Source organism: Sphingobacteriales bacterium (assembly GCA_016719635.1).
In the GTDB taxonomy this organism is placed as follows: Bacteria; Bacteroidota; Bacteroidia; order Chitinophagales; family JADIYW01; genus JADJSS01.
On record JADJYT010000016.1, the window covers coordinates 182,149 to 196,108 of the forward strand.

Consider the following 13,960-nt stretch of genomic DNA (forward strand, 5'->3'; position numbering starts at 1 on the left):
TTAATAACAGGTAGTGTATAGTTTGTACTATTTTCTGACGATAGTAACCCTTTCTCCTTTGGAATGGGATTTGAATTCCGGCGCGTACATGCTTTCTATCAATGTAATACCGTTGGAGAAATTACCCGCGATGGTCACCCGCATGGAATATTCAAACACATACACCCCTTTCTGCATCCAGTCCATAAAGAAATGAGTAGCCACATCTTTTGTGCTTTCATAGTAACCCAATCCATCCTGGTATTTGTACTGCGACAACACATTGACCGGTTCAAATCCGGCAGCACGCATATCTTTCAAGTGTACGTATTCCAGGTTTCTGTCCGTTCGTAATTCGATGCGGACTTTTACAACATCGCCCACCCGCAAAGGTGTTTTATCGGAGATGGTAATCAGTTTTTTTCCTTCACCGGTATTCTCTTCTTTAAACAGTTTCTTAGTTAATTGCAGGGATGTGGCTGCGCCTGAAATTTTATCCAGGTCTTCGAAATACTGCCAGTAAACAGCACCCCAGGCAGGCCCTTTATCTTTCTTCTTCAGTTCAATCTTCGCCATAGATGGAGTGATTTGTTCCGGTTTCCAGCTGATTTTGTAATAGCCTGTGCCAGGTTCTACAGTAGCACCTAGAGCCATCGGGTCGATTGTCTTTCCATTCATGGATACCTGTACCAGCTGGTCGGATTTTGTCCAGTCCTTTCCTTGTAAGAGCAACGCATAACAAGCCTCTGCCGTTGCTTTGGTAGACTTCCAGGAAGTCGTTTGTTTTTGTTTCAGCAGCCACACTTTCATTTCATCCACCGATTTGTTGTCGTTAGCCACCTCATGAAACGCTTCGATGAGCAATGCCTGTGTTTCCACCGGCGCCTGATACCAGTACCAACCGCCTGTTTCATTGGCTTTCCAGTACATGCCCAGTTCTTCGCTGTTGATGGCATTCTGTTTCAGCGAAACAATGATTTTATCCGCTGCAGGTTTTTCTTTCGTGCGTTGTAATACCAACGCCAGCATGGCTTTGGAGTATAAATCCTGATTCAACCAGTTGTCCTTAGCCTGTTGGAGGAAATAATCATAGGCCTCCTTGTTTTTATCTTCCATTTTAAAATCAAAGAAGGAACGTGCATACAAGGCGTGAATGTTGGAATGGTAAAGGTGATTTTTTTTCAGATAATCCTTATCGTATTTTTTGATATTCTCCAAATCTTCTGTAAGGCGGTCATCCAGATATGCGACTGCTTTTTGCAGCATGCCGTTAATCTCTGCGTTTTTCTTCAGGTTCAATACTTCCAGTTTAGACAGATGCCCTAATCCCGCTACGATATGCTGGGTGATATAACGGTTTTCAGGCATGCCCGGAAACCAGGTAAAGCCCCCGTTGGGTGTCTGCATCTGCATCAGTTTCTGCAGAGCCTTCTGCTGTTCATCCGCCATCTTTGTCAGGTCAAAAAGCAAGGCTATTCGTTTCTTCTGTTCGGTTTCATTTTGCGCATCACGCACCCAGGGTGTCTCTTCCAGCAATACGGCCTTCAGCTCCTGATTCTTTTCCAGATTCGACAGCAAAGCGTCGGTATTTTTCCACTTCTCAAAAATGGTTTTGATTTTTGGATTCTGGCTGGCAATATAGGATGCCAGCGTGTTGGCATAATATCGGGAGAATATCTGTTCCGCGCACTCAAACGGATATTCCATCATGTAAGGTAGTGCCTGAACGGCATACCACACCGGCTGAGATGACATTTCAAGTGTGAGGTTGTAATTCTTAAGTGTCGTGGACTTATTGTTTAATAATTTACCAAACGTGTAGGATTTTCTATCCTGTCCGCGCACCCATAACGGCATCGTTTCCGTCACCATCATTCTGTTCGGCAATACTACCAGCGTTGCCTGCTCTCCGTCGCTGAAATTTTCCGCCGATGCCACTACCTTATATGTAACGGCATCAATTCCTGAAGGTATTTGTAGTGTCCAGCTCACTGCCGTATTTCTTCCTTTCTCAACAGAGAATTCTCTTTCCCCGATAGTATTAAACCGCCCGTGAACCGCCTCCATGATTTTGGGCGTGATTTCTTTCATCGTCATAGCATCATACAATACCAAATCAGCTTTTCCGGATAAATTCTTATCAGACAGGTTGGTGATTTTTGTAGTAAATTACAGTATATACCCCTCACGTAAAAACCGTTGAGCATTGGGCGTTACCATCAATTCCTTTTGTGTCACTATGGATTTTGTAAAATATTGGTAGTTCAGGTCTTTGGTATGTGCCAATCCTAAAAAATTCCATTTTGTCAATGCTTCCGGCATCTGAAAATTCAGAATAATATTTCCATCCGCGTCTGTCTGCAGCTGGGGCAGAAAGAAAGCGGTTTCATTCAGATTCGTCCGAGGTACGACTGAGGCCGTTGATTTTACCTCCTTTTTATCCGACGCCTTTTGTTCCTGCCCGGCCGGAGCAGCAGGCGGTGTAGGCGCAGACGATTTAGGCATGTCCGCTTCCTCTTTGGCTACCGCCGCATCAGACATCAACGCTTCTGCTTTAGATGCCTTGATGGACATACCGGCCATTCCGGAGCCTGACATCTTGAAATACCTGTTGTATCCATGATATCCGCCAAGACTTAATCCAAACAAATTCAACCCGTCGTAATTATGAAACGCCTGAGCTGTGTATGGATTCCAGTCTTTAGAGGTATACAGACTACTGATTCTTTGCCCGAAAGCATTGGAGGTATAAGTACCGAGATAACCGCTGTAATAGGATTGTGATAAATAAAAACTCCAGCTATGCGGCAGAAAAGCATCCAAAGAAGCATCATACATGCCGGCCAGCAGCTCCGATGTCATTTTTTCTTTGTTGGTCCCTGATATTTTTAATCTCCATTGTTCCTTTTGTCCCGGCAATAATTTATCCCGGAACGTCAGCCATTCCACACGCAAACTTTTATCCTCGTAGGGTACGGATATGAACTGACTGCCCGTATAGTTTCTGTTCTTATTCACCAGTACATAGCTGATTTCAACTCCCCCTTTGTATTCTTCTTTCACCGCAAACGAGAATGATTTTATTTCATTATTCAATGGGATTACTTTTTTCTCCAGCAGTTTACCTTTAAATGCGATTTCAACAATCGCAAAAGCATTTTGCATGGAAGTGCCGACTTTATAAAGAATATTATCTCCTGGCTTAACCGTCGTTTTCTCTGTCTTGAAGAAGGCAACCGATTTAGGTACCGGTGACAAATCATTATTAGAAGATGAAACAGTAAACGTTTTCTTAAATTCTATCAGATTGCCGTTCTTATCCATGCAGGAAAACTCGATTCTGTATGCCCCGCTCTGCAAAGAAGCAGGCGCCAGAATGATCTCTTTTTGTTTTTCCGTATTAAAGGTATAGCTGTTCACCAGATTCCCCTTACTCCAATTGCTCATCAGGTCTTCCTTATCATACACTTCATAAGGAAATATCTTATCATGTTCCTGGCGTGTCATAAGAAACATATCCGGTTCATCCCACAGGCGTGCCTTCCTGGGCTGTAACGGCTCCAGTAAATTATATAGTTTGACAACTACATCCGTCGCTTCAGGCTCCCCGTTTAAATTATTGGTGGAAACGGCTATCTTATTCTCAACAGCTGCATCCATATTATCTGATACGGATAAGTCAGCTTCTATGGCCAGGTATCCTACACGCACAGTCGTCACTGAGGAGTGTGTTTCACCGTTGATATCCACAACATCAGCCGTGACTTCATAATTAAAATATGGTTTAAACTCTTTGGAGATTGACAGATCGGGAACGGCATTGAAATCAATGGTAAAGTTGCCATTGGCGTCCGTGGTTGTAACTCCGGTTTTTACAATCTTCTCATTGGAAGGCGGAAACCAAGGCCTGCGCCAGCCCCACCAACACCAGACTGGAAACTCTGCCACACGCCGGACGGAATATTTCACTTCTGCATTATCAATATCGGCTCCGGAGTAAGATGTCGCCTTGCCGGTGACGGAAACCGTATCGTTTAAATTGAATGCTTTTTTCACCGGCTCAAAAGCTACTTCAAACTTAGGGCGTTTATATTCTTCTACCTGTACGGACTGCGTGCCATAGTCTGTATGAATGGACATACTGCCCATGAGACCGGAAACGGGCGCCGTAAACATTCCGGTAAAGGAGCCAAACTCATTGGTGGTAAACTCCTGCGATTTTATCTCCTGATAATTCACATCCCTGAAGGTTACCTTAATTTTTTGATTCGCAAGTATCTTGTGTGTCTCCCCATTGCGTTCGGTGAAGATGCCTTTTACAAAAATCGTTTGCCCCGGACGGTAAATGCTTCTGTCTGTAAACAAATGTATCTGGCGTTGAGCTGCAGGGGTTTCATTCCAAGGGTAATAGTACTGATAGTATGACTGCTCACTGGGCAGAAAGGCATTATTATAAGTGATATCAAACTGAAAGTTTTCACTGTAATAGTTTACAGAAGGTTTATCTAATTTCTTCGCAACATATCCTGAAGCATCGGTTGCCTGTGTACCCAGCTCTGCACGGACATACTTTCTTGTCTTGTAATCATAATTGCTTCGGTAGAATTTCACCTGGGCATTTTTCAACGGTTCTCCCGTATTTCTGTCCAGTACATGCATTTCAAAATACTTTTCATTGTTGTTGTTTTTGGTCACATAACTGATTTGCGAAGAAAACAATGTCTGATAGGCTATCGCCTCCTTACCCGTTCTTATTGAAAAGGAAGGGTTCGTGGAAACTAAGATGGCATAAAACCCTTTTTTCAGCGCATCTATCTTAATTTCAGCGGAATGGTCAATATGGTCGGTTGTATTCGGCAATAAAATATTCCATTTTCTCACCGGCTTGATGGCATTCAGTCTTTTTACGACATCTTCCTTTGTTTCCTTTTCGTTGATGGTGAAAATTTTGTCTTTTTCTTTATAATCAACGGGAATGATTTTGAAATAAACCCTGGTAATGTTTTTATACGATAACAGCGCCTTAAATGGCTGGTCAGGCACAACGGTTTGTTCCGTTGTGAAAGAAAGGTTCTTGTAGAAAAAAGTTTCCTTCAGCACGGCGCAATTTTTTGCACCTTCCGAACCGGGATAATTATTGATGGTTTCGTTACAAATCGCTAACACGCTTTTTATCGTTTCGGCAATTTCTTCTCTGTTTTTACCTTCCGTATGTTCATACAGGTAGTAGGCAAATTTATAACTGATCACTGATGCCGTGTTGCACTTTACATATTCTGAGCGGATACGTTTCAGCGCTTCGAAAAAGAGGGGGTCATTTTCTTCTTTATTGTAATAGTGTTCTCTTACATATTGTATTCGTTTTAAGTCGGCATCCGCCAGCTCATCCAATGTATTTCTCGACTTGAGCTTAATGGCCAAAAGCTGTTGGTATATCCGTAATGCATTATAACCCCCTGAGTTCTTATCCTGATCTGGCAGTTTAATGTTCACAAACTCGCTCGCAGTGGCGAAGTATCTCTTATCATCGATGGAAAATGCATTGGACGATTCTGCCAGATTACTTTTATCCTCATTGAAATAATCAATGGCGCGGTGTGCCAGCAAATCATATAAGGTAGGCCTGAAACCCTTGGAACCTTTCTCCTCGGATAGAATATCTTTATAATTCTCCAGTTTAGTTTGCTGCAGCAAAGGAACATCTTCCAAAGAACCCAAATAACAGCCATTAATTTCTTTAAACAACGTCTTTAAATCCCAGGTCCTGAAATCGTCGCTTTGTTTTTCATCCGTTTCTGTTCTGTTTGAGAATTTCCAGGTATTTTCATTAAAATACTGCCAGTACAACTCCCCCAGTATACTTTGTAAAACAGCCTTATCCGTACCCTGGGATTGCTCTATTTCCTTCTTCAAACCATTGACAACTTTCAGTTCAGATGCTTCTTCCAGTGTCATCATGTAATTGTATTTATGCAACAATCCCTTTACCGTCTGTGTAGTGTTTTTATCCTTGCGTGCCTTGAGGATAATGCTTTCCACGGATTTCAAGGCATCTTTGGTTTTGCCTTCCTCTTCTAATCTATCAACGGATTTCCAAAGCGCCTGATAATTGGTTTGTGCCATAATTGGTTGGTTTATCAGGATTATCATCAAGATAAAGAATCCTGTTTTTGTCAGTCGGTTAATCATATAGTTTTTGTTTTATGCTTGTTTTTTTATTTTTCGGGTGCCGTATCATTTGTCTCCAAGAATTTTCTCAGCCGCAACGCGACATTTTCCCGGATATTGAGATAAAATAGATTGTAATCGAACAGGTGATAATTCTTAAACCCTAAGGAAACAAAACCGCCGGATTCCGGTTTCTGGATCTCCAAAATGCCATTGCCGCATCTTGCGCCGCATACGTTCGCAAGCATCTCCTCTGATTTTTTAGAAACGCTTCCAAGATTATAGCTGGCGGAAACAAATGTTTTATCTCTTGTCCAGCTTAATGGATTTACCACCACGGCATTGGTATATTCCGTCATCCAGTCTATCTTAGCATCCATCCCAAACGTGCAGTAAGAAATATAGCCGCCAAATGTATCCGGCTTTTCAGACACCTTCAGATACTGAAACTGATTTTCTTTGGTAGGATAGCCGATAATATAAGCCTCCACCAGTTGCTTCTGTAAAGGTGTACCATCAAAGAATTCTCTCAGCAGCCGCTGCGCATGCATACTGCCCTGCGAGTGTCCTGCGATGATGACGGGCCTGCCCTGATTATAATTTTTCAGGTAATATTGAAACGCTTCCCGGATATCCTGATAGGCGAAGTCGAATGCTTCTTTGGAACGTTCTGAATTCCTGGAAAAGAAATTATTCAATGCCGCCTGACGATAACGCGGAGCGTACACCTTACAGCTGCCGTTAAACACACTTGCCTGATATTTTATCGGAAAGTTGTCTGTCTGGTTGTTAATCGCATTGTTATCTGTATTCGCATTTCCTTTAAACCCGGTCAGATCGGTAGTCGGGTGAATATAAAAGACATCCGCGAGGGCACTGACCTGATTGTCGCGCAACCCCTTTGGTATCCAGTCCGCATTGTCCTTGACAGCAGGCAATGCCGCCCAGTTTACCTGATTGGAATAATCAACGGCGAAACTACCGGAGAAGGAAAAAAGCAAAACGATTATCTGAACACCATACCGCATAACAACTGTTTATTTTCTACAACGCAAATTACATGCCTTTTGTACAGATCGAAGAAGAATTTACAAAAAATATGATGTTTCTAAAGGGTTATGCATCCCCTCCAAGCCTGAATCCCAATTGCTTTTTCACTGTATTTCCCTGATAGATGAATTCAGCCACATCTTCCGGTAACATGGTATAAATATCCTTCTCGTTGCGGAGCGGAGCCGGTATTTTCGCCATACGCAGATGCTGGTTCTTAACGGCCTCATCAATTGTCTGACGAACAGTGCGGGCATTGCCAAAGAATTTATCCCTGTTTTTATAGAGACTGTCAAAATACGCAAGGAGATGGCTTTTTGTCTCTTCGGTTGCTGACAACGACTCTCTTTTTAAATACCAGTCCGCTATCTGCATCATCTGTTCCGGTGTATAATCCTGAAAAAGCAGTTTTTTATCAAACCGGGAATTCAAGCCCGGATTAGAAGAGAGAAATACATTCATGTTGTCAGTATATCCTGCTGCAAAAACCACCAACTGTCCGCGCAAATCTTCCATCCGTTTGAGAAGTGTCTCTATCGCTTCTTTCCCAAAATTACTGGAGGAATCAGATTCTGCGAGTGCATAAGCTTCATCGATAAACAAGACACCACCAAGGGCCTCCTCCACCTTCTCATTTGTTTTGATGGCTGTCTGCCCGACATATCCTGCCACCAGACTCTCCCTGTCGACTTCGACCATATGTCCGCGCTCCAGCACACCGAGGGCCTTCAATACCCTTCCCATAATACGTGCAACAGTCGTCTTGCCCGTTCCGGGATTGCCGGTAAATACGGTATGCAGCGAAAATTTGTTCAAGACATCTTTGTCTATGTCATTGTAATATTTTATCAGCCTGACCAGCTCATCAATTTCCAATTTTACATTGTCCAGGCCAATCAGCTGATTCAATTCTGCTAATGCAAGGTCCAGCTCTTCCGTGTTAATGGCCAGTTTGAGCTGTTTGCGTTTTCCGGCTTCAAATACTTTTGCGATATCTTCCAGCCTGATGGTGGTAAGCTGTTCCTTGGTCAATGATTTTTGGTCAGGTGTGTTCATCAGCCTCAGGGCCATGTTCATTTTCGATTTATTAATCACTCCTTCCACAAAACGCGCATTGCCGAAATTCTTATCTCTGTTCCGGTATGCCTCTGTAAGTTCCTCCTTCAGCATGTTTTGCGCCGGTACATCCAGATTAAGCCTCAGTTTCGCTGCGATATACAAACCGATGGAAGACAACTCTTCCGGCAGGTAGTCATCAAACGTGAAATACTGGGAAAAACGGGATTTCAGTCCTGGATTGGATTCAACGAACGTCTTCATTTCTTTAGGATAGCCGGCTACAAATATGGCTATATCGCCGGGGCCGTCGCTCATCTCCTTAATCAGTATTTCAATCACCTCTTTACCATAATCACGGCTGTCTTCGCCGCTGCGTGCCAGCGAATAGGCTTCGTCAATAAATAATATGCCCCCCCTTGCTTCGTCTATCTTCTTTTGTGTCCTGGGTGCCGTCTGACCGATAAACTCACCGACCAAATCCACCCGATCCACCTCCAGCACATGTCCCTTACTGAGCAGTCCTAGTTTGTGATAAATTTTGCCCAGCAAGCGCATGACCGTTGTTTTTCCGGTGCCGGGATTGCCGACCGCCACACTATGCAGCGAAAATCCGGTATCATTTTCAACTCCCTGTTCTTTCATCAGTTTGTTGAAATTAATCAGCGTAATCTGGTCGTGAATGTATTTTTTGACCGGCTGCAATCCAACCAGTTTATCAAGCTCCTGCAACAGTTCTTCCAATGACTTGTCATTATATTTTGCTGAAACGTCGTTTTCATTCTTTGCAGCGGAAACCGCTACAGGAAGAGCTGTGCCGTCAATCATTTTCAAATCCCCTTGCTGAAACACCTCTCCGCACTCGAATTCGGCGGCGGCGACCAAAATGTCCATGAATACCAGTTCCAGTGTGTATCTGTCATCTTTCCAGGAACCACCGTCATCGGTACCCCAACCAATATCAAACGTATAAGTCCAGTCTTTTTTGCCGCTTTCAATCCTTCCCATTCTGGGAATAACTGCCTTATGCTGGCCTGCGTCGTCAAAATAGTTCAGGAACAGTTCGTAATTCCAATCCAGATTGGTCAGATTGACAATTTTTATTTCCGCCCAAAGGTATCTGGTATTCTGACGGGCAATTTTATTGTAATAGATTCTGTTTGCTGCTTCCTGTTTCCATCCATCTGCTTCTCCGTTATATAACTTAATATATTCCACGGCAAAGTAGGGATTGGACTGAATTGAAACCTTTCCAACCTCATTAATAAAGAAAACCTGCGTACCGACCAACGCATCATCCATATATGCCTCCCATACGTAATTACCTTTAACCCAATAGACTGCTGTCTCTTTATTCCCCCATCCATCCCGAACGTACACAATGTTTTCATCTTTCAGCACGTCAATATCCTTATCCAGGCTGCACAGAACTACTCTTCTATTTCCTGTAATATCAATGGCTTTCAGTGTTACCTTGCATTTCCAGTCTTCTTCGTCAAACAATTTATTGTAAAAAGCCAGTTCGCAACGTATATAGGTCGTCTCGGACCTGTCAAAAACCGTACGGTACTTTTTGGAGGAATTCGCCATCCATTCGTCCGAAGCATACGTTTGTAAACTCTTAAACTTATACTTCACAAAGTCTTTATCGGATGATTTATTATTATCGTTATTGCCGAAAAACATGGCGTTGCTTTTATGTAAAGCTATAAAATTATCGGCTATTCATCTCTATTCGTATCTTTGCACTATGGAAAAAGCAAAAAGAACCGAAATCTCCTCTTTAGGTGAATTCGGACTGATAGACCGTCTGACAAAAAATATTCAATTATACCATGCATCCTCGAAGAAGGGTGCCGGGGATGATGCAGCCGTCATTCAGCCGGAAGGTACACAGGTGGTCACCACCGATATTCTGGTGGAAGGCATCCACTTTGATTTAGTCTATACCCCGTTAAAGCATCTGGGATATAAAAGTGTCATTGTTAACCTGTCGGATGTATATGCCATGAATGCGATTCCCAAACAGATATTGGTTTCTATCGCCATTTCCAACCGGTTTTCCGTAGAAGCGATAGAAGAGATTTATGAAGGGATGCAGCTGGCTTGTTCAAAATATCAGGTAGACCTGATAGGCGGAGACACCACCGCCTCCCCGAAAGGATTGATTATAAATGTGGTGGCCATCGGTGAGCAGCAGGCAGAAAAAATAGTATATCGAAATACCGCGAAGGAGGGTGATTTGTTGTGTGTTTCTGGTGATTTAGGCGGTGCCTACATGGGTCTGACCGTATTGCAGCGCGAAAAACATGTGTTTATGAACGCACCGGATGCCAGTGTAGAACTGGAAGGCAATGATTACATCGTAGGGCGTCAACTAAAGCCGGAAGCCAGAAAAGACATTATAGAATTCTTTGCTTCCGAAAACGTTTGTCCAACATCTATGATTGATATTTCTGACGGTCTGAGTTCTGAAATACTGCATATCTGCAAACAAAGCAATGTCGGTTGTCAGCTCAATGAGGCGGCTGTTCCGATAGCCAATGAGACGTATAACAAGGCATTGGAATTTAATATCGATCCCATTAACTGCGCACTGAGCGGCGGCGAAGATTATGAATTGCTGTTTACCATTCTACCGGGCGATAAAAATAAGATTGACAGGCATCCTGATATCAGTATCATCGGAGAGATTCTGGATGCCAACCTCGGCGTGAAACTATACACGAAAGGCGGCAACTACCACGATATCATTTCGCTGGGGTGGGATGGCTTGAAAGACAGCTGATAATTAACTAATTTTACGATATTAGATCACAGGCTAAGTAAGGGGTACAAGTAATTCACATAAAGAAAAATGGTATTACCAACGGAATTCATGTACTTCATAAATTACAATAAAATTAAACAGATGAAATCGTATTCCTTATTGCTCATGCTGCTGGTCAGTATTTTATCCATTACAGCAACGGCTGCAAATTCAGCAAAAAAACCTGCCAATACAGAAGTATGGAAAGTAGACGGACAGCGTGCTATCTGTGAAGGTGCAACAACCATGCAGTGTTTGCTGGTGAAAAAACAAGGTGATAAAGATTATAATTTTTTTTACGACACCATCATAGGTTTTGATTATCAGGAAGGATTTGTGTATACGATATGGGTAACACCGGTACCAAAGGCACCGCCTGTTCCGGCAGATGCGTCCATTTTTAATTATAAACTGGTAAAAGTGGTCTCTAAAAAAGCCATTCCGGGTTATGCAGTGCCGGCATCCGGTCCTGCTGCGCCGTTGGTTTCCAATGCCGTAAATACCAAAATAATGACACTGGTGGTCAATGAAGATAAGGCACCCTGTTCCGGAATTCCGGAAAATAAATGTCTGCTTATCCTGGAAAAAGGGGGGAAAGAATTTGAACTGTTTTATCAGGACATCAAGGGATTTGAATATGAAGATGGTGTGCGACAAACCATACAGGTGAGTAAACGCCATATAGAAAACCCTCTGGTGATTCAAACGGAACCTGTTTATACTTTTATAAAAGTAATCAGCAAGGAACGCATACACGCAGGCACCAAACCAGAAAAAACAGTTGCCGATGCTCCCTTATCCATATTGGACAAAAAATGGTATTTGCGCAAAATGCGGGACAGCGATACTTCCAGTCTTGAGATAGATGATGATACTGTCTGGATAGAATTTAATACCATGGAAAACAGGCTGAAAGGAAAGGCTCCGTGCAATACCTATTTCGGCGGATTTAAAACAGACCTGATTTCCGCTTTTCAGGCATCAGCCATTGCCAGCACCAAAATGTATTGCAGCAACATGTCGTTTGAAGATTTGTATTTTTCGAATTTACAAAATGCCGACCGTTATGAAATCAAAGACGGAAGACTGCTGCTGTACTTTAAAGATAAAATATTCCTCGGGTTCGAATAAATCTACATCACAACAAACTGTTCATTCAGATGTTAGCCATATATGAATAACTACCTCAAAGCAATACTGAGTATAGTCACCTGTCTTGCAGTTGGCGGCATATCCGGTTACATAACGGCTGATGCCATTCCGGGCTGGTATGTAACGATCAACAAACCGACTTTTAATCCGCCGAACTGGATATTCGGTCCGGTTTGGACCACACTTTATATCATGATGGGAATTGCCTTTTTCCTGATATGGAAATCTCAAAGTCCGTTAAAGCATAAAGCCAAGTTGATATTCGCTGTACAACTGATACTTAATTTTTTCTGGTCTATTCTGTTTTTCAACTTTCATTTACTGGGTTTTGCACTGATAGAAATTCTATGTATGTGGTTGTTTATTTTACTATCCATTATCTCGTTTTATCCTGTTTCTAAACTTGCCGCATATCTTTTAATTCCTTATTTGCTTTGGGTAAGTTTTGCTTCCATACTGAATTTTGCCATCTGGCAACTCAATTAGTATTTTTTGAAAACAGAGTCACTATCTTTGTCATATGTCGCTGATTTATTCCATTGACTTAGCCGGTACCTTTATCTTCACCATATCAGGAGCATTGGCTGCGAGCGACAAAAAGCACCACCATGATATTTTCAGTGTCTTCTTTACCGGTTTCATTACCGCTATCGGAGGAGGTACTGTTCGGGATGTGACGTTAGGTGCCTATCCTGTAGCGTGGATCAATGATATCAACTACCTGCTGGCCATTTTTGGCGGTGTGTTATTCACGTTCATCTTCCGGAGATTTATCATCCGCATTTCCCGTACCCTCAGCATCTTCGATACGATGGGCATGGCGATTTATGTTGTGCTGGGTGTACAGAAGAGTCTGGCGTTCGAAGTCAACCTGATGGCAGCCGTAATATTAGGCATGATATCCGGTATTTTCGGTGGTGTAATCCGCGACACGTTGCTCAATGAGATTCCTTTAATCTTCCGTAAAGAGATGTATGCCACCCCATGTTTGCTGGGCGCAGCCTTGTTTGTGCTGTTACATTTCTGGGACGTGGAGGAACAATTAAATTTTGTCCTTTCCGTGCTGTTTATCGTCGGATTCCGTCTGCTCGCTACCCGTTATCACTGGAGCCTTCCAACGCTGAATTTTCGGGAATAACGAACTCGAACATGTATTTTTATAGAACCTGACTAATTTTTTCAATACTCGGTCTTATCCGTTTTATTCCTCCAGGCTTCAAATGTTTTCTTCGCCAGCTCTCTGCCAAATGGCAGCATGGGAATTTTCCGATGGGTTAAGTCCAGCGATATTTCATCGTAAATAAAGGAATCATCAAATCCGATACCGGCAGCGTCTTCCCGGGTGTTTGCATAATATATTTTAGCCGGTCTTGCCCAATAGATAGCACCCAGGCACATCGGACAGGGCTCGCAGGATGTAAAGACCTCGCATCCATCCAGCTGGAAGGTATTCAGGTTTTTACAGGCATTCCGTATTGCCACCACTTCAGCATGTGCCGTCGGGTCATTGGTAGATGTTACCTGATTATACCCCTCTCCGACAATCTTTCCATCTTTGACAATTACACACCCAAACGGGCCGCCTTTACCGCCCTGCATGCCCATTTCCGACAACTCGATAGCGCGCTGCATAAAATACTCTTTATCTGATCTCATGCGCCAAAAGTAATAAAAATGCACTTCTTCCTGTTTATTGTAAATTTATATTCCAATCTGATACTGCTAAAAATCATATTCTGTTTTCAT

At 42.8% G+C, this 13,960-nt stretch carries 9 protein-coding genes; 4 read left to right on the forward strand and 5 right to left on the reverse strand.

Features of this window, described 5'->3' with window-relative positions:
- Positions 1–27: 27 nt before the first annotated feature.
- From IPM95_15575 to IPM95_15590, 4 genes are all read right to left on the reverse strand, one after another.
- Entirely contained in the window at positions 28–2,070 is a 2,043-nt protein-coding gene (locus tag IPM95_15575; GenBank protein MBK9330676.1) for a hypothetical protein, read from the reverse strand.
- A 78-nt stretch (positions 2,071–2,148) separates the two neighbouring features.
- Complete coding sequence (locus IPM95_15580; protein ID MBK9330677.1) at positions 2,149–6,168, reverse strand: hypothetical protein; 4,020 nt, start codon at positions 6,166–6,168, stop codon at positions 2,149–2,151.
- Between the two features lie 26 nt (positions 6,169–6,194).
- Positions 6,195–7,175, reverse strand: coding sequence for a DUF3089 domain-containing protein (locus IPM95_15585; protein ID MBK9330678.1), 981 nt, complete (start codon positions 7,173–7,175; stop codon positions 6,195–6,197).
- Positions 7,176–7,263: 88 nt separating this feature from the next.
- Entirely contained in the window at positions 7,264–9,939 is a 2,676-nt protein-coding gene (locus IPM95_15590; GenBank protein MBK9330679.1) for an AAA family ATPase, read from the reverse strand.
- Positions 9,940–10,003: 64 nt separating this feature from the next.
- Between IPM95_15590 and thiL the strand changes: the two genes are divergently transcribed.
- The 4 genes from thiL to IPM95_15610 all read left to right on the forward strand — a co-directional run bounded on the left by thiL (position 10,004) and on the right by IPM95_15610 (position 13,352).
- A complete protein-coding gene (thiL, locus tag IPM95_15595) occupies positions 10,004–11,041 on the forward strand; it encodes a thiamine-phosphate kinase (protein ID MBK9330680.1) in 1,038 nt (345 codons plus the stop codon).
- Positions 11,042–11,164: 123 nt separating this feature from the next.
- On the forward strand, positions 11,165–12,193 hold the full coding sequence (locus IPM95_15600) for a DUF4377 domain-containing protein (GenBank protein MBK9330681.1): 1,029 nt from the start codon (positions 11,165–11,167) through the stop codon (positions 12,191–12,193).
- A gap of 42 nt (positions 12,194–12,235) precedes the next feature.
- Positions 12,236–12,700 (forward strand): tryptophan-rich sensory protein, encoded by a 465-nt coding sequence (locus IPM95_15605; GenBank protein MBK9330682.1) that lies wholly within the window; start codon positions 12,236–12,238, stop codon positions 12,698–12,700.
- A 34-nt stretch (positions 12,701–12,734) separates the two neighbouring features.
- Complete coding sequence (locus tag IPM95_15610; GenBank protein MBK9330683.1) at positions 12,735–13,352, forward strand: trimeric intracellular cation channel family protein; 618 nt, start codon at positions 12,735–12,737, stop codon at positions 13,350–13,352.
- Positions 13,353–13,393: 41 nt separating this feature from the next.
- Here IPM95_15610 and IPM95_15615 read toward each other — a convergent pair whose 3' ends face one another.
- Positions 13,394–13,870: a nucleoside deaminase gene (locus tag IPM95_15615; protein MBK9330684.1), complete on the reverse strand. Its 477-nt coding sequence runs from the start codon at positions 13,868–13,870 to the stop codon at positions 13,394–13,396.
- Positions 13,871–13,960: the final 90 nt, after the last annotated feature.